The 17,525-nt window shown below is 59.1% G+C and carries 11 protein-coding genes; 2 read left to right on the plus strand and 9 right to left on the minus strand.

Annotated elements, in window-relative coordinates; all coding sequences use genetic code 11:
- Window positions 1-105: 105 nt before the first annotated feature.
- Entirely contained in the window at window positions 106-537 is a 432-nt protein-coding gene (locus tag NQ491_RS03785; protein WP_019244643.1) for a PepSY-like domain-containing protein, read from the minus strand.
- A gap of 792 nt (window positions 538-1,329) precedes the next feature.
- Here NQ491_RS03785 and NQ491_RS03790 point away from each other — a divergent pair.
- On the plus strand, window positions 1,330-1,572 hold the full coding sequence (locus tag NQ491_RS03790; RefSeq protein WP_147524915.1) for a hypothetical protein: 243 nt from the start codon (window positions 1,330-1,332) through the stop codon (window positions 1,570-1,572).
- A 54-nt stretch (window positions 1,573-1,626) separates the two neighbouring features.
- Here NQ491_RS03790 and NQ491_RS03795 read toward each other — a convergent pair whose 3' ends face one another.
- The 8 genes from NQ491_RS03795 to NQ491_RS03830 all read right to left on the minus strand — a co-directional run bounded on the left by NQ491_RS03795 (window position 1,627) and on the right by NQ491_RS03830 (window position 15,855).
- Window positions 1,627-2,280: a hypothetical protein gene (locus NQ491_RS03795; protein ID WP_019244641.1), complete on the minus strand. Its 654-nt coding sequence runs from the start codon at window positions 2,278-2,280 to the stop codon at window positions 1,627-1,629.
- Window positions 2,281-3,706: 1,426 nt separating this feature from the next.
- Entirely contained in the window at window positions 3,707-5,779 is a 2,073-nt protein-coding gene (locus NQ491_RS03800; RefSeq protein WP_051012955.1) for a glycoside hydrolase family 36 protein, read from the minus strand.
- A gap of 34 nt (window positions 5,780-5,813) precedes the next feature.
- A complete protein-coding gene (locus NQ491_RS03805; RefSeq protein WP_019244638.1) occupies window positions 5,814-7,898 on the minus strand; it encodes a glycoside hydrolase family 36 protein in 2,085 nt (694 codons plus the stop codon).
- Window positions 7,899-8,089: 191 nt separating this feature from the next.
- Window positions 8,090-8,686, minus strand: a complete 597-nt coding sequence (locus NQ491_RS03810; protein WP_019244637.1) for an SIS domain-containing protein — start codon at window positions 8,684-8,686, stop codon at window positions 8,090-8,092.
- Window positions 8,687-8,711: 25 nt separating this feature from the next.
- Window positions 8,712-9,677, minus strand: a complete 966-nt coding sequence (locus tag NQ491_RS03815; RefSeq protein ID WP_026089459.1) for an ROK family protein — start codon at window positions 9,675-9,677, stop codon at window positions 8,712-8,714.
- Window positions 9,678-9,684: 7 nt separating this feature from the next.
- Window positions 9,685-12,090, minus strand: a complete 2,406-nt coding sequence (locus NQ491_RS03820; RefSeq protein WP_019244635.1) for a glycoside hydrolase family 2 protein — start codon at window positions 12,088-12,090, stop codon at window positions 9,685-9,687.
- A gap of 65 nt (window positions 12,091-12,155) precedes the next feature.
- The gene (locus NQ491_RS03825) at window positions 12,156-14,792 is read right to left on the minus strand and encodes a family 78 glycoside hydrolase catalytic domain (RefSeq protein WP_034282406.1); all 2,637 of its coding nucleotides are present in this window, start codon (window positions 14,790-14,792) and stop codon (window positions 12,156-12,158) included.
- A 46-nt stretch (window positions 14,793-14,838) separates the two neighbouring features.
- The gene (locus NQ491_RS03830; RefSeq protein WP_019244633.1) at window positions 14,839-15,855 is read right to left on the minus strand and encodes a LacI family DNA-binding transcriptional regulator; all 1,017 of its coding nucleotides are present in this window, start codon (window positions 15,853-15,855) and stop codon (window positions 14,839-14,841) included.
- Window positions 15,856-16,471: 616 nt separating this feature from the next.
- On the opposite strand from NQ491_RS03830, the gene NQ491_RS03835 reads away from it, so the two are divergent.
- The gene (locus NQ491_RS03835) at window positions 16,472-17,491 is read left to right on the plus strand and encodes a GHMP family kinase ATP-binding protein (protein ID WP_019244632.1); all 1,020 of its coding nucleotides are present in this window, start codon (window positions 16,472-16,474) and stop codon (window positions 17,489-17,491) included.
- The last annotated feature ends 34 nt before the right edge of the window (window positions 17,492-17,525 follow it).

A 17,525-nucleotide genomic window follows, 5' to 3' on the forward strand; every position in this document is an offset into this window, starting at 1 on the left:
CCCGGTCTCGCAGGAGCCATTCCCCGGCTCCATGCGCAGCCAACTATGCGAAGGGCGGTCTTCCCCAAGAGGAAGACCGCCCTTTGAATCATCGCTACAAACGATTTAGTCGCTTGTCTTCAGAATATTGCCATCCTTGTCGTAATACAGATCGGTTCCGTTGGAGAGCTTCACCTGATACCCCTTATCGTTCTGCATCATCTGCACGATCTGGTATTTCGAGTAGTTGTTCGACACATGAGCCTTGATATTGGCGGGGACGACATTGGCAGGCACCGGTCCCACTTTCATGTTGATCTCCGTCCAGTCGCCGCTATTGTCGAAAACGACCTGATTGCCGTTGGCGAACGATACGGTGTACTTCTCGGACTTGTCGTCACGATTCAGCTCGACATCCTGCACGTTCTCCTTGGCAAAATAAGTCTGTACGAACTCCTGCGCACTCTTGGGCATCTTGCCGAAAACCACTTTCTCGGTCTGAGCGTTAAGCGCCAGCGCTCCGAAAGCGCATGCGAGAACAAGAATAATTTTTTTCATAACGAATGGTTTTAATTGGTTAATTTTACCGGGAAGCTCGGCAAATGCCGTTCCAGCGACGGGCCTCCCCACCCTCCCGGCACGGTAGAAAACCATAGCGGAGCGACAGACAAACGATCTTTGGACAGAACGTATTACCGGCGGAAGATCTCCCATACGCATGTCCGAACCGAAGACGGAAAAATCCTGTTCCGTCAGAAAAGAAGCCTTTCCGGAACAAGATTTTATCCAAAACTTTTCACCGCGAGCCGCGCATCGGGATTTCCGCCGCAATTCGGTCTTTCCACAACGGGCCTTACGCACGGGCGCCATGGTAGCCGCAAGACATATTAAAACAGACCCGATTTATATATAGTGCGCCAAACTTTATCGGCAAAGGCATGGCGATCATTCTCAATCACACTCTCTAAACCTCTTTCGGAAAGGATATTGCGCGATGCGGTCGGAATCGAATAACCGTCAGAAAAATCGCGGCCCTCCCCAAGATTTACTATTCATAGTCCCCATACATTCAGACATATAATTAGCAAAATAAAAAAAATAACAACCCTTTTACATTGATTTACTCCGAATAATTCGTATCTTTATGTATAATTTCACACTCAGATTTCACAACGCCACGTACAAATATGAAGAAAAAGGGCATGTTTATGATTTTTTTAAACCCTGGCAATACGGTTTGACAGATATGAATTATCGATAACCTTTGCAGAATGAAAACGCGAAAGACAAGGCATTCCCCTCCTTGTCTCCCGCTAACAAGCGAGGAAACCCAATCAAAAAAACGATAAAATGAAACAACTAAGTCTGCTGGCACGCGCCCGAAAGATTCAGGAAACCGTAACCCAACATTATGAAAAAGAGTGCCGTGCCAAATGCCTGCGTGCCGTTTGGAAGCATCATGTAGAGGAAGAATTCGGGATCAACTATCACACATTCCTGCGCTACTTGCATACGGATACCTCGGAACTGGAAGAACGTCTGGAGCAGAAAAGGTCTCGACGCCCCTTATTCCAGGATGTACGACAAAAATGAACCCGCGTCGTACCGACGCACAGAGCAACATAGCGGCATACCGTACGACCGGAGTTACCGAACGCAACGAAAAACGAAAACCGCCGCAGAGCCTTTCTCGCTATCGGAGCGGTCGAGGAACTCGAGCGTCTCGGCATTCAGCCGGACGATCTGCATCACGCTGTGTTCGACGAAAAGCTGTCCGGAAACCGGATCGTAGAGGTAACCCTCCCGGGCTACCTCTACGCCCCATTCGTACTGAACGACAATCCGGTCAGGGCCGAAATCCCACACGATCTCGTTGCAGGCAAACGTGGCATCGGGTTGCCCGTCGGACTGCCACTCGTCCACAAGAGAGAACGCGTGAGTCAATTCCCACCGACCGACAATCGACTCGGCCGTCGGCGGCGCGCCGAACTTTCTTTGCGGCCTGACTGCGTCGCCGGAAAGCGCGGAAAGATTTCCCTCCCCCGAAGCGGAACCGACTTCCAATCGAACCGGACCCTGCCCGGTAAGCAGCCAGCCGAGATTGAACTGAGGCCAGTTGCGAAGTATTCTGACCGCCAGAGCCAGCGTAATCTTACGTTCGTTACTTTTGATCCGGTAGAGCGGATCGGGCCGCTTGAAACCCAAACTCAAGGCCAAGGAAAGCACCGAGGTACGGCACTCCCGAACAATCCGCTCGATACGCTGCCAATCCGTATGAGGAAACGAGTGATACACGTCCAAGGAATTGAGAGATTAGCGTTACAACAAGGGAACAGATAAAAAAGGACGTAGGAACAATCTCCCGGACACACGGCCTTGCGAACCAACGAGTGAGAAACTGCCCTACGTCCAAGTCCTCCCTGACCTTTCGGCCAAGGGTATGACTCAGAACCGGCAAGCCTTGTACCACTCGTAAATCACCTCCCCTCGTCGGGAGAGGTCGCAAGATTTAGTATCTCGATACAAAGGATGCGAATCCTTTCATTGTACGATATACGACATTCGCCGCATTAATCTACTGCAAATATAACGCAAGTTTCGGTTATATGGAACCGAATCGCGCATATATATGTCTTCGCGGATGATGCGGGCGACTTTATTCGGACCGCATGAAGCCCTTTATTGCCGCAAAGCGCGTCCGGACAACCGCTTAAGCGTGTCCGAGCCGTGGCGAGCCTTCTCTCTGAAACGCTCCGACGGCCGATTTCCGGCCCGGGGGCTGTCTTTCGGACTATGTCCGGGACCGTTTCCGGCACGCGCCGACTCCGTTTTCGGCAAATAAAAACCCTTTTGAAGCAGTCGTCAAGAATCGTCCGGAGCAAAAAAAGGCGTGGAACCACTGCCACTTATCACAACCAGGTTCTAGCAAGACCTCGCAACAGATAAGCACAATAGCCCACGCCTGAGCATGAGTATACGGAGCATACCCTATGCCGGAAAGCGTGAGCTTCCGACCATCGGGCCTCATTGTGCTTTGCCTGTCGCTGAATTTGCTAGATTCGGTTGTGGCAAAACGGCAACTCGTCCATCCGACGAATCGTTTTACAAAGATAGCATCATTGGATTAAGTTTCTTAAAATTCGACAAAATTATTCCCTGCCCAAAGAAAGACGTGAGCTCTGCGACTCATACGAAAAACAGGCACTGGTAAAACCCCGAGACCGTACAAGCACATTGCCCACGCCTGATGCATGGAAACAATCGCACGACCGCTCCGGAGCCGTATGCTCCGAACGGTATGCGGTGCTTGCCGGTCTCAAAATTTACCAGATTTCGTTTTTCGGCACAAACACCCCGCCCGCCTTTCCCGACGGACAGCGAAAACAAAGATAGAAAAATAAAATTTAAAACGAAGATGCCCTGTCGACTATTCGACCGCTTCCGGACCGAAAGGCGCCGTGACCGTCCAGACAAGACGGCCGGAAAGGGGCAAGCGTTCCGGTAGGCAACCCTTGTCGCGGAATTATCGGACGGCCCGAGCCGAAACGGCGCTTTACGCCGAGGCCGGTACGTTTTCCGCCGCCAGGGTCCTTTACGAAAAACCGCTCGCAAACACCGTTTCGTCCTTTGATCGGCAGTTCAGCCGACGAAACGCGAAAAGCCGCAAACCCGGAAAATCCGAGGTCTGCGGCTTTACGCCATAAGAACAGTTCCGACCGCCTGTCGGCTATTCGGCCTGATACTTCAGCAACAGCGAGCTGCGCGGCTGATCCGAACGCAGATCGAAACCCGAAGCCAGCTCGGCCCCGCTCTTGACAATGCTTTCGCCGTTGTCCTTGTTCGTGATCCGGTAGTTGCGCGACGGATCGAGCCCCATCAGTTTCACCGTCACGCTGCCGCTGGGACAAGCCTCGCGACGGAAAGCGACGATATAGCCGCTCTGATCCGACGGGCGCAACAGCTGGTAGGCCATCCAGATATTGTCGGCCGTGATGTCGCCGGCTCCGGTCAGCGGATAATAGTCCTCATAGAAATAAGGACGCACCTCCTCGAACTCGGCCATGCAGTTCTGGATATCGTAGAACGACATCGAAGCATTGGAAATCTTCCAGTTGAACACGATCGACGTGCCGAGGCTCGAGCGGAACGTGAACTTGTCGGTATTCTGCACGCCCGTTCCGTGCAGCGGCAGATAGAGCTCCAGCCCATAAGTATGGCACTGGTAGCCGACCGGTTCCCCGTAGTTGTAGTCGGTACGCCACAGCGGAGCGGAGCGCGAAACGCTCTCCAAATCGATCCGCCGGCCGCCGCTCGCGCAATTGTCGATCAGCAGGTTCGGGAAGCGCTCGAGCAGATAGTCCCAGAACGCGTAGAGCCCTTCGATATGGCGGATTTCGCGGATACCCGCGCGGCCCGGCTCGTCGTTTTTGGCCCAGAACCAAGCAGGCTCCATGTTGAAGTCCTGACGGTAGTAGTCGATGCCGCTCTGTTCTATGAAGTCGCCGATGTAGTCGCACATCCATTCGCGGGCTTCGGGATTGCCCAGATCGAACAGGTATTCGCCGGCTCCCACGTCGACCATCCACTCGGGATGCTCAACGGCCCATTGCGAGCCCTTGACCACGCGCTCGGGCTCGAACCAGACCATGAACTTCGCTCCGACGCGATGGACCTCGTCGGCGACCGGCTTCAGTCCGTCGGGGAAGCGCTCCCGATCGACCTTCCAGTTGCCGACCGTATTGGCCCAGTTCTTCTGATTCTTATAGTCGGCGGCCTGCTCGTACCAGCCGGCATCGAGCCAGAATACCTCCGGGACGATGTCGAACTGCTCGTAGCGACGGATCAGCGCGATCGCATAGTCGGTCGTCAGGCAGGTATACTCGTTGCAGGGTGCCGGATCGCCGTAGTTGAAGCTCGTGCTGACCGGATAGCGGGCCGGCTTGCCGTCGATCTTGCGCGTATGATGCGCCAAAATGAACCGACGGAAAGCGTTATGCCCGGCGAAGCGGTCCTCGCCCTGCCAGAAAAGCAGGCAGACGCTCGGGGTGCGGATCGCCTCCGAGGGATAGAGATAGGCGGACAGATTTTTCTGCCCGGCGCTCAGCGCGACGCCTCCCTTCGAGCCGGCCGCCACATCGGCGAACCATGTCCCGGACCAGCCGACGGCTACCATCGCGCCCCGGCCGTCGGGAGCCTCGATGTTGAAAAACGGGAAGGCGTTCTGCGACGAGCGTCCGCCCTCGGGAGCCATATAGAGCGAATCGCCGGGAGCCAGCACTTTCGTCCGCTGATGGAAATCGGCTTTCGACACATGGCTGCCATCGGCATAATGTACGGTGAAGCTGCCCTCGCCGGGCGACGTCAAGTTCAGATCGACGACCTTGACCTGCTCGATCGTCGCCGAATTGGCATCCGACAGGTTCTTGAAGCTCAGCACCCATTCGACCGCTCCGAAATCGGCGAACCCTTTCACGCGGCATTCGACCTTCAGGCCGCTGCGGCGGTCCTGATACGAGTACAGATACTCGCGCACGCCCGGTTCGGAATTTTCGACACGCTGAGCCGTGTATTTCCACTTGCGCAGCAGTCCGGCCGAAGGTTTGCCGTCATAGACAAACGAGAAGGGCGGTACCTTCCCTTTCGCGAAACGGGACTCGATCCAGCGGCTCACGTCCGTCGGCGTATCGGAAAGCGTGCAGCTCGACTGGGCCGAGGCCGCGAGCGGAATCATAGTCAGCAGCACGAGCGAAAGCGCCCAGCCGAGGAGGACCGCTCCGCTTTTTTTGATCTGATATATCATCGTTTTCTTCATTTTGTTTTCGTCGTGAAAGAGGTTATTCGGCGAGCTTGTATCGAAGCAGCATCGAGCCGCGCGGCTCGGGAAGCGTCAGCACGTAGCCGCTCGCGAGCTCGGCTCCCGGAACGGTCACGCTCTCGCCCGTATCGAAATTGTATACCGAGTAGTTGCGCGAGGCATCGATCCCGGACAGTCTGACAGTCAGCGCCGGGTCGGGACAAGCCGCGCGGCGGAATGCCACGACGATTCCCGTGCCGTCCGAGGGACGGTCGTACTGATAGGCCAGCCAGATATCGTCGCGCGTAGTGCCCTCCAGCTCGGTGAGCGGATAATAGTCCTCGAGGAAATAGTCGCGCACCCGGCGGTACTCGTCGATTCGAGCCTGCATGTCGAAGAACGAAACGTTAGGCTCGGTAATCTTCCAGTTGCAGATCAGCGCGCTGGACATGCTCGACCGGAACGAATAGGGATCGGTCTGCAGAATACCCGTACCGTGGAAAGGGAGGAAGAAGCTCAGTCCGAAGTTATGGCACTGATAGCCGTCCGGATCGTCGTAGTGGTAATAGTCGCTGCGCCACAACGGAGCGCTGCGCTTGATCGTCTCCAGGTCGAGCCGTCGGCCGCCGCTCGCGCAGTTGTCGATCAACAGACCCGGGAAGCGCTCGAGCAGATAGTCCCAGAACGCGTAGAGTCCCTCGATATGACGGATCTCCTTCATACCGATGCGGTCGGGTTCGTCGTAACGGGCCCAATACTTATCGGGCTCCATATTGAAGTCCTGACGGTAGTAGTCGATACCGTTTTGCTCGATCATGTCGCCGATATACTCCTGCAACCATTCGCGAGCCTCGGTATTGCCCATGTCGAACAACAGCCAGTCACGGGACTCGGACTTATCCGTAGCGGGCAACTCCTTGTCGAGCATCCATTGGGGATAGTCCACAGCCCACTGCGTGCCCTTTACGACGCGCTCGGGCTCGAACCAGACCATGAACTTGGCCCCTGCCTTATGCACCGCATCGGCCACCGGCCTGAGCCCCTCCGGGAAGCGGGTCGAGTCGATCGTCCAGTTGCCGTTCGTGTTCGCCCACGACTTGCCGTTACGGTAGTCGGAAGCACCCGCCGTCCAACCCGCATCGAGCCAGAAGACATCGGGCACCAATTCGAACCGCTTGTAGCGGTTGACCATCGCGATGGCCCAGTCGGCCGTGAGGCACGAATACTCGGTACAAGGCGCGGGATCGCGGTAATTGAAGCTGAACGAGAGCGGATACGTGGCCGGTTTGCCATCGACCTTGCGCGCCTGATGAACCCGCACGAAACGGCGGAACGCGTTATTTCCTACCATGCGGTCGTCCCCCTGCCAGAAAAGCAGGCCTATGCTCGGCGTGCGGATCGACTCGTCGGGATGCAGATACAGGCGCATCGTCTTCATTCCGCTACGGAGCGCAAAACCCCGGTCGCCCACCTTGTCGATATCGGCGAACCAAGTACCGGTCCAGCCGATCGCCACGACGACGCCCTGACCTCCCGGCGTCTGAATGTTGAAGAAAGGCAGGAACTGTCCCTGCGACGAGCGACCGCCTTCGGGCATCATAGCGAACGTCTCGCCCGCTACGAGCGGAGTCGAGTGCGGCGCGAAGTCGTTCTTGGTTATGTGATTGCCTTCGGCATGGTGCACGATGACCTCGCCGCTGTGCGGATAGGTCATCCGGAAATCGGTTACGCGAACGTCCTCCAGAATCGGCGTGTCTTTCTTACCGGTCTGCGTGAAGTTCAGTACCCACTCGACGGCATGGAACGACGGATAGCCTTTCACGCGGCATTCCACTTTCAGGCCGGTCGAGCGGTCGGTGTAAGCGTAAAGATACTCGATACGATCGGGATCGTCGCTTTCGAGCTTCGTCGACGAATAGCTCCAGCGCGGCAACAGTGCCGAAGAGTGCTTTCCCCCGTAGACGAACGAGAAAGGAGGAATCTGTCCTTTGCCGAATCGGGTCTCGATCCAGCGGGCGACGTCGACGGGATCGTCGCTCATCCGGACCGTAACCTGAGCCCCTGCAAGGACGGGAGCCAATGCCAGCAGCACGAGGCTGAAAAAGGTTCTGAAAAACGGTTTCATCAATCGGTTCTATTTAAGTTATTGGTTGAATTTCAATACAGCGAAAGGGAACTGCGGAAAACCGACGAAGCCGCAGGAATCGTCTCCTGCGGTCTTCATGCGGTCATCCGCGCCATCCCCCCGGTCCGGATTCGATTCGCCGGACCCGGATTCGGGAAAACCCGAAAGAGACAGCGCCCCACCCGGAAAGTCTACCGCTCCCCCGTTCCGTCTTTGTATATCACCGCGGCCTCGAGCGCTTCGATCAGGATGTGGATCACCTTGATATGGATCTCCTGAATCCGGTCGGAATACGGCGCGGTCGGCGCGCAAATCGCCACGTCGGCCATTTCGGACAGTTTGTTGGTCCCCTCTCGGGTCAGCGCCAGCACTTTCATACCGGCCTCGCGCGCTTTTTCGACGGCCATCACGACATTGCCCGAGTTGCCGCTCGTACTGATCGCGAGCAGCACGTCGCCCGGACGTCCGAAAGCCTCGACCCAGCGCGCGAAAATCTGATCGAAACTGAAATCGTTGCCCACGCAGGTCATATAAGCCGCGTCGTTGATCGCCATGGCCGGCAGCGGCCGGCGGTCGCGGCGGAAACGGCCGGTCAGCTCCTCGGCGAAATGCGCCGCGTCGCACAGCGACCCGCCGTTGCCGCAGCTGAGAATCTTGTTTCCGTTTTCCAAAGCGGCCGCGAGCATATCGACCGCCTGACGCATCCGGCTCACCGTGTCCGGATTCGAAACGAACGCCTGCAGCACATCCTGCGCCTGCTTGAGGCTCTTGCTGATAATATCTTCCATTGCTCTATTCATCCATAAAGTTCGACTAAATCAGGTTGGCCGCTACGGACAGCGCAGCGTAGTCGCCGATCTGCTCGCCCAGTTTGGCGGGCCGCACCGAGCACACCCGGCGCGCGTGCGAAAGCGCCTCGCGCTCGATCTCCTGCAGCACGAAGGGCTCCATCAGCTCGCGGTTGCGGACATAGATGCTGCCGATGACGATCACCTCGGGGTTCAGCAGGTCGATGACCATCGCCAGTCCCCGTCCGAGGTAAGTCGCCGAAATCCGGTAGATTTCGAGCGCCAGCGGATCGCCCGAGGCAGCGGCCAGCGCGACCGTATGCGCGCTGATCGAGTCGAGCTGTCCCGGCGGGCACCAGGCGACGCTCTCGCCCATCTGCTGCTTCTCGCTCACCTTGAAACGGGCCAGCTGGGCGATGCCGCCGCCGCTGGCGAACCCTTCGAACGAACCGCACTTGCCGTATCCCACCGGACCGAACTCCGACAGGCGGATATGCCCCAGCTCGCCGGCGTTGTCGTTCGTCCCGGCGTAGAGCTTGCCGTCGAGAATCAGCCCGGCGCCGAGTCCGGTGCCGAACGTCAGAAACACCATGTTCTGAGTCCCGACGCCGGCGCCGAACTTCCACTCGGCCAGCGCGCACGCGTTCGCGTCGTTATGGATTCCCGTCCTGATCCCGAAACGTTCCTCGAGCATCCGGACGATCGGAATATCGTTCCACCCGGGCAGGTTAGGCGGCGACATGACCACGCCTCGCTTGCTGTCGAGCGGCCCGCCGCAACTGATCCCGATCGCGCCCGTGTTCGACGAGTCGAGGCCGTGCCGGCCCATCATCTGCTCGATCTCGGAACAGATGTTGGCGATCGTCTCGTCGACGCTCGTCGTGGGAAACTTCACCTTTTCGACCAGATGCAGCGTATCGCCCTCTTTCTGTCCGTAGATCACGGCGCATTTGGTTCCGCCTATGTCGACGCCCAAGATATTTTTCTTCATTTTCATGCTATTTGTCCTTGTTCGCGTAGAGTTTCGTCTTGTCGAGCCAGTTCCGGTACTCTTTCAGATCGTAGGGAGGCTCTCCGTACAAATAGTGGTTCCCGAAACGCTCGCCGTCGGCCTCGTAGCGGATCTGCAGCATACCCTGCCCTTCCAGCACGGGCAACCGGGCGATCGTCTCGCGGCCATTGGCGCCCACGCGGTAGCTTCCCTTGAACACCTCGCGCCCGGTCGCCACATCGGTCACCGTCACGGTTCCCTCGGCCGGATGGCGCGTATCGTTCACCGCCACGAGCGGATAGGCTCCGTCGACCGGATCGTTGACGAACACGCAGACGTTCTTCTGCACGTTCGACAGGAAATAGTACGCCAGCTTTTTCGAGCCGTAGTAGTCGACCACGGCGTCCGAAATGATCGGCCATCCGTCGCGCACGTTCCACCAGATGATGCCCGTCCGCTCGAACTTGCGGCCGCGCCACATCTCGACGAAGTATTTCATTGCCTCGGCCTGAACCGACTGCGAAGCGAAGATAAACTCGTCCAGATCGTCGGGAACCGAGCCGAACAGGATATTCACCTGATTCAGCATCAGATTGTTGCGATCCATCGTCGGACCCCAAGCCACGAAGCGGCGCGTCGACTTGGTGATCCACTCGTCGTTCCACTGACGGCCCTCGGTCCACGGATAGAGCCCCTCGGCGGTCATCATCTTCTCCAAACTACTGCGGTTCGGACAGCCGTGATAGCCGATCTCGCTGACGAAAGTGCAGGGAGCCGTCGTGTAGAACTTGTCCTTATAGTATCCGCGCGGGCCCCACAGGTGGTTTTCGGGCAGATACTGCTCGAGGCTGCCCTTTTCCCATACGGCCTCGCTGTAATAGGGCGAGCTGGGCAGATAGGGACGCGTGCCGTCGAACTCATAGAGCACCTCGGGAATCACGTGACGCGAAACCTGATCGCGGTTGGGATCGAGGTGGAACGGCTGGAGACGGCTCCAGAACAGATTGGCGTCGTCCTCGTTGTTGCCGGCCCACAGCGCGAGCGACGCGTGGTTGCGCAGCTTCAGCACGACCGAGGTGACCTCCTCGCGGAACTGGTCCAGAAAATCGTCGCGCTGCGGATAGAAAGCGCATCCCATCGCGAAGTCCTGCCATACCATGATGCCGTTCTCGTCGCACAGGTCGAAGAAACGGGTATCCTCGTAGACGTTGCCGCCCCAGCAGCGGATCATGTTGCAGTTAGCGTCCGTCACGAGTTTGATCGCGCTCTCGTATTGCGCCGCATCGCGGCTGTGGAGCGCGTCGAGAGGCACCCAGTTCGTACCGCGCACGAAAATCTTCTCGCCGTTGACCACGAAGCAGAACTTGCCGCGCTCGTCGGGCAGATGAATGTCGGAAATGTCGAGCTTCACGATCCGCAGGCCGATACGCTTGACGTCCGTGTCGAGCACTTTGCCGTCGGGACCGATCAGCTCGCTCTTGGCCTCGTAGAGAGCCGGCTCGCCATAGCCGCGCGGCCACCACAGGTCGGCCTTCTCGAGATTCGCCACGATGCGGCCCGCGTGCATGAATGCGATCTGCTCGCCCCGCCATGCCTCCTTGCCGTTGCGCGTCAGCGTGAAGCGGAGCTTCGCCTTGTCGTACAGATCGAAAGGCAGCTTGGTCTGGAAATCGACGAACAGGCTCACGTTGCGCGTAGCCGTATCGATATGCGTGGTCACCCACGTAACGTCCGTGAAGCGGGCGGGCTCGAGCACGCGCAGCTCGACGCCGCGCCACAGCCCTGCGCTCACCAGACGGGGCATGATGTCCCATCCGTACATGTGCGGCGCCTTGCGGATATAGACCGATTCCTCGGTCGCGAAATTACCCAGGCTGAACATGCCGAGCAGATGGTCCTGCGACGCAGGCACGACCGGGCGGATGATCACCTGCACCGTATTTTCGCCTCCCTGCTCGATCAGGTCCGTGACGTCGAAGCGGCGCTCGATCAGCATGTCGGCCGAGCTGCCGGCGTGCTTGCCGTTGACCCAGATGTCGGCCAGGCAGTCGATGCCGCCGAACCACAACTCGGCACGCTGTCCCTCCGAAAGTTTAGGAGCAGTGAAGCGGCGCGCGTAGCACCACTGATGTCCTTCCCACGCGCGCAGCTTATTGACATTGGCCCCGATCATCGGGTCGTCGATCAGGCCGGCGGCGAGCAAGTCGAGCTCGACATTGCCCGGAACCTGGGCGGGAATCGTCTTTACCTCGACCCCTTTCAGTTCAGCCGGATCGGTAATGGCCTCGGCAGGCTGTTTCCAGTAGGAGAGTTCCCACGTCCCGTTCAGCGAGACCGGCCCGCTCCACGCCGGAGCGAACGCCAGCCCGAGCAGCAGGCTCAGGCACCATCGGATTATCGGATTTCTTTTCATCGTTTTTTCTTATTGCGTTTTATCGGTTAATGCTATGAATGTCCGAAGCGAAGCCGCATCCGGCGCTAAAACTTGAAATCGTGCGTCCCGGCTCCGACCTCGACCGTCTTGCCGCCGGCCTCGACCGTCGCGGTCGAGTTGACCGGAACGGTCACCGTCAGCACGACGCGGTCGCCTTTGCGTTCCCAACGCGAACGGATCGGACCGCTGACCGAACGATACTCGGCCTCGGCCCAGTCGAGCCCGTCGAAGAAATGCGGGCGGAACACGATGTGGCGGTAGCCGGGCCGTTCGGGATCGAAGTTGATGCCCGCGATGTCGCTGACCATCCAGGCGCTGACGTCGCCCAGAAAAACATGGTTGACCGACGCGTCGCGGAACTCGGGCGACAGGGCCCACGTCTCGGCCAGCGTCGTGAAGCCCTGCTCGATCCACCATCCCCAAGAGGGGCAGTCCTTCTGCGAGGCCATCTTGTAGGCTACGTCGCCGTGACCGTAGCGCGTCAGCATGCGCAAGGCGTACTTGCTGCCGAGCGTGCCGAAGTCGAGATGGAAATCGTTGTCTTCGATCGCCTTGGCCAGATTGTCGGCCACACGCTGCTCGTAGCCCTCGGGCACGATGCCGAGTCCCAGCGCGACGGCCAGCGCGGCCTGCGAGCCATTGGCGTACGACGCGGCGGTCGAGTCGAAGTAGATTCGGTTGACCGCCTCGCGGATACGCTCGGCTTTCTCCCTGAACGGAGCGGCGTCGCGGCCGGTCAGTTCCGCGAAACGGCTCATCAGCGCATAGTCGAGGTAGTAGAAGCAGCTCGACGTATAGGCCGTAGGCGTCTGCGTCTTGTAGAACACCCAGTCGCCGATACCGTAAGTTACCAGCCCCGTCGAATCCTCGCGGGTCTTCAAATAGGTCAGGTACTTCTCGACCGTCGGATAGATCTTCTCGATCGTGCGCTTGTCGCCGTAATAGTTGTATATCGCGTTCGGGATAATCAGTATCGAGGCGTCCCAGACCGGACCGATCCAGTCGTCGTACCCCCAGCTCGAGGTCGGGATGATGCCGGCGATCCGACCGTCCTCGCGGATATTGTCGGCGACATCGTCGAACCACTTCTCATAGAACAGGATACCGTCGTAGTTGAGCAGCGCCAGATCGATCGCCAGCGCCGCGTCGGCCGTCCAGCCGTTCTTCTCGCGCTGCGGACAGTCGGTCGGAATGCTCATCAGGTTCGCCAGATAGGCGCGGCGCGTGGCTTTCCACACCTCGTTCAGCATGTCGTTCGAGCAGCGGAACTCGCCCACCGGCTCGACGGCCGTATGCATGCAAAGCGCCGTGAGGCTGTTCTCGTCGAGCTTCATCGGGCGGTCGGAGCGCACCTCGACCCACCGGAAGCCGTGATAGTTGAAATCGGGCGTGAAGGTCTCCTCGCCGTCGCCCTTGAGCGTATAGTAGTCGGTCTGGAAGCCCAGTCCCGGCATCGGATCGTAATAGATGTCGATGTTGCGCATCTCGACGCGGCCGTTGTCCTTGAGCAGTTCGCCGTGCTGCATCTCGACCTTCGTGCCCCGCTCGCCCGAAATTTTCAGCCGGCACAATCCCGACATATTCTCGCCGAAGTCGAACACATAGACCGTATCGCCGAACGAACGCACCCCGACGGGTTTGATCTCGCGCGTGGGACGGATGCCGGGCATCGTCTGCGCCGTCAGAACGGGCGAGGGAGCCGCTACCTCGAGGGCCGGCTTCCATGCCCGGTCGTCGAAGCCCGGACGGTCCCAGCCCGGAATCTCCAGACGGGCGTCGTAGGTGTCGCCGCTGTAAATGTTGTTCTGCAGATAGGGACCCGTAGCCGTCTTCCACGACCCGTCCGAAGCGATCACCTCGCTCGTGCCGTCTCCGTAGACGATATACAGCTCGCAGATCATCCGCGCGCGGTCGCGCCAGCGGGCGTCCTCGAAATCCCATGTCGCCACGGGCGCTATCTCGTTGTAGAAGCCGTTGCCGAGCACGGCGGCCACGACGTTCTCGCCCGGACGCAACAGCTTCGTCACGTCGTAGGTCGCATACAGGTTGCGCTTGTCGTAATGCGTGTAGCCGGGTTCGAGCTTGTTCTCGGTCACAGGCTCGCCGTTGACCGTCATCTTGCCGTAGGCCGCGGCGCTCATATACAGCCGCGCCTCGCGGACGCCGTCCTTCACAGTAAACGACTTGCGCAGCATCGGCGAGGGAGCGAAGTTCTTATCGTGACGGTCGGTGATCCATTTCGCCGTCCAGCCACCGTCGGCCATCGCCGTCTCGAAGCTGTCGACCGGCGAGCAGACGATCCGTCCGGCCTCGTCCCATGCCGTCGCGCTCCAGTAGTAGCGCGTGCGGGGCTCCAGCGCCAGAGCGGCGTCGCACTCTACGAAGCCGTTCCCCGAAACGATCTCGGGCGAGGTCCATACGTCGCCCGGAGCCAGCGAGTCGGCGAGCGCCTCTTTGGTCGAAGCGATCCGCACGCGGCACTTGCCTTGCACGAAATCCTCGTCGCCCGCATAGGTCCATGTGAAACGGGGCGGCATGTCGAGGCCGATCCCCACGGGCGAGCGCATGTACTCGCACCGCATGTCTTCGATCTGCGCGGAGCCGCTGTCCGAGCAGCCGGTTCCCCACAATGCCGCCGCACCCAGCAAGACGGTCATCGATCGGAAAGTACCATAGTTCATAAGCTCATTTATTTAAGTGTTTTCATATAAAATTCCTTGCCTGTCGTCAGCCCCTGAAGCACAGCTCGCACTCCAGCTCGACCGTCTCGGCCGGGGGAACCTCGCCCGCCGACTTGCGGCGGCGCATATCCTCAAGCAGCATACGGACCGACTCGCGTCCGATCCGTCCGACCGGCATCCGGGCCACATGCATGCCGGGCGCGAGCACCGACATGAAAGGAACCTCGTGAATACAGGCCAGTCCGTAGCCGTCGTTGATGTCGACCCCCCGGTCATGGAAGTAGCGGAAAGCCTCCAGCGCCAGAATATGAGTCGTAAAGAAAAACCCGTCCACGCCCTCGTCCCGCGCGAAAATGCGGTCGAGCACGCCGGGCAAGTTCCGCTCGTATCCGGCGAACTCCACCTCCCCGTACAGACTCTCGTCGAAGGCGATACCCGAATCGGCCAAGGCGCGCCCGTAGCCGGCACGGCGAGCATCCATCGTCTCCAAGTGCGGATTGGTCGTAATTACGGCGATCCGGCGGAATCCGTCCTCGGTCAGGCGACGGACCAGCGCATAGCTGCTGCGCTCGTTATCGATCAGCACGCAATGCGTATCGAGCTTCGGGAAGCGGCGGTCGAACACGACGAAAGGAAACGACTCGTCGACCAGACGACGGATCTCCTCGCCGGAACGGACGGTCGGCGCTATGATCAGCCCGTCGACCTGCTTGGCGCGGAACAGGCGGATCATCCGGTTCTCCCGCTCGGGCTCCGACTCGGAACTGCAAATCATCAGCGAATAGCCGTGCTCTTCCACTTCCATCTCGACCTCGCGCGCCACCTGCGAGTAAAACGAATCGGAAATCGAAGGCAGGATCAGGCCGATCATGCCCGACTCGCCCGTATTCAGGCTGCGGGCCAGCAGGTTCGGGCGATAGTTGAGTCGCTGGGCGCAGCGCGAAACCCGCTGCTGCGTGGCGGCGCTGATCCCCTTTTCGTCCGCGCGGCCCGACAGCACCCACGAAACCGTCGTCTTCGACAGATTCAGCGTCTCGGCTATGTCCTTGAGCGAAGTCCCCATACGTTCGGCACAACTTGACAAACGGAAGCGGTCCAGTCTTCCGGGAATACCGAAACGGACTGCTTAACCGGTTAAATTAACGATAAAAGTAAACTTTTTTTCGCAAAACAGCAAATTTCGGGTCCGAAATTCGCATTTTTCGCATCGGCCGAAGGGGAAGATACGCGCGACCGGCACCGGTTTCCGGTCCGACCGATCCCAAACGACAAAACCGCTCGCCCTCCTCGATCTTCGGGCACTCTCGATCCTTGCGAGGATTTCGGCCCCCCGTCCGCCCATTCAAGAACCCGGATTTTCCCAAAACCGGTTCTTATCTCGGAAACATCGAGCATTCATGCGTTGCAACAAATTTCGATTTCGATCCGGGAAACTTTCCCGCACAAGAGAGAAGTACGGCCCCATTCGTGCCGCGACGCATCTCTTTCCCGACGGGCGGACGGTTCATTCCGGCAAAGCGCGGACGGTTCGTTCCGGCAAAGCATCGTCTTCCGGGCAGAGAAGCGGGGAGCCGGGAGGGTTGGAAAAACCGGGTGCAATCGCTATCTTTATCCCGCCGGCGACACTTGCGGCGCGGCCCGGCCGGCCGCAGGTCCGTCCCCGGCCCAAAAGCATAGCCATGATTTACAGAAGCAAAGCCCCGCTTCGAATCGGTCTGGCCGGAGGGGGAACGGACGTCAGTCCCTACTCGGACCTGTACGGAGGGGCCATTCTCAACGCGACGGTCTCGCTGTACGCCCATGCCACGATCGAGCCGACGGACGAGCCGCAGATCGTGTTGCGGGCTCTGGACCGCAACCAGACGCTGCGCTACGAGCTGCAATCCGAGCTGCCGATCGACGGGGTGCTCGACCTGCACAAGGGAATATACAACCATGTCGTGTCGCAGTTCGGCCCGATCGAAAGCGGCTTCTCGCTCAACACGTTCGTGGACGCGCCGGCCGGCTCGGGACTCGGCTCGTCGTCGACGCTCGTCGTCGCGATACTCGGAGCGTTCGCCCAGTGGCTGAGGCTGCCGCTCGGAAGTTACGACGTCGCGCAGCGGGCCTATCGGATCGAGCGCGACGAGCTGGGCATGGCCGGAGGCAAGCAGGACCAATACGCCGCCACTTTCGGAGGATTCAACTACATGGAGTTCTACGACGACCGCGTGATCGTCAATCCGCTGCGCATCAAGCGGGAGTATATCAACGAGCTGGAGAACAACCTGCTGCTGTACTATACCTCCAAAAGCCGCGTGTCGGCGGAAATCATCGAGCAGCAGCAGCAGAACGTCCTCAGCGACAACCGCTCCTCGGTCGAGGCCATGCACGTCATCAAGCAGCAGGCGGCGCAAATGAAGGAAGCGCTGCTGACCGGCCGCCTGAACCGGATCGGCGAACTGCTCCACGAAGGGTTCGTCTACAAGAAGCGACTCGCCTCGGCCATTTCGAACCCGCTGATCGACGAAATATACGACACGGCGCTCCGGGCCGGAGCGATCGGAGGGAAGATCCTCGGCGCGGGAGGAGGCGGATTCATGGCTTTCTACTGCCCCGACGTCAAGCGCTACGACGTCATGGACCGACTGAAACATTTCGGAGGCGTTTTTCACTCGTACGACTTCGTCGAGGAGGGCCTCTGCACATGGAGTCTATAAGCCGAACCGAAGCGCGCCTTTCCCGCAGCGACCG

It is taken from the genome of Alistipes ihumii AP11 (genome assembly GCF_025144665.1).
Taxonomy (GTDB): Bacteria; Bacteroidota; Bacteroidia; order Bacteroidales; family Rikenellaceae; genus Alistipes_A; species Alistipes_A ihumii.

What these genes read in the sequence shown, in the direction of transcription:
- NQ491_RS03815 (WP_026089459.1), bottom strand. Translation starts at nt 9,677, where the DNA reads ATGAAGAAAAATATCTTGGGCGTCGACATAGGCGGAACCAAATGCGCC.
- NQ491_RS03790 (WP_147524915.1), top strand. Translation starts at nt 1,330, where the DNA reads ATGAAACAACTAAGTCTGCTGGCACGCGCCCGAAAGATTCAGGAAACC.
- NQ491_RS03785 (WP_019244643.1), bottom strand. Translation starts at nt 537, where the DNA reads ATGAAAAAAATTATTCTTGTTCTCGCATGCGCTTTCGGAGCGCTGGCG.
- NQ491_RS03805 (WP_019244638.1), bottom strand. Translation starts at nt 7,898, where the DNA reads ATGAAACCGTTTTTCAGAACCTTTTTCAGCCTCGTGCTGCTGGCATTG.
- NQ491_RS03820 (WP_019244635.1), bottom strand. Translation starts at nt 12,090, where the DNA reads ATGAAAAGAAATCCGATAATCCGATGGTGCCTGAGCCTGCTGCTCGGG.
- NQ491_RS03830 (WP_019244633.1), bottom strand. Translation starts at nt 15,855, where the DNA reads ATGGGGACTTCGCTCAAGGACATAGCCGAGACGCTGAATCTGTCGAAG.
- NQ491_RS03835 (WP_019244632.1), top strand. Translation starts at nt 16,472, where the DNA reads ATGATTTACAGAAGCAAAGCCCCGCTTCGAATCGGTCTGGCCGGAGGG.
- NQ491_RS03810 (WP_019244637.1), bottom strand. Translation starts at nt 8,686, where the DNA reads ATGGAAGATATTATCAGCAAGAGCCTCAAGCAGGCGCAGGATGTGCTG.
- NQ491_RS03800 (WP_051012955.1), bottom strand. Translation starts at nt 5,779, where the DNA reads ATGATATATCAGATCAAAAAAAGCGGAGCGGTCCTCCTCGGCTGGGCG.
- NQ491_RS03825 (WP_034282406.1), bottom strand. Translation starts at nt 14,792, where the DNA reads ATGAACTATGGTACTTTCCGATCGATGACCGTCTTGCTGGGTGCGGCG.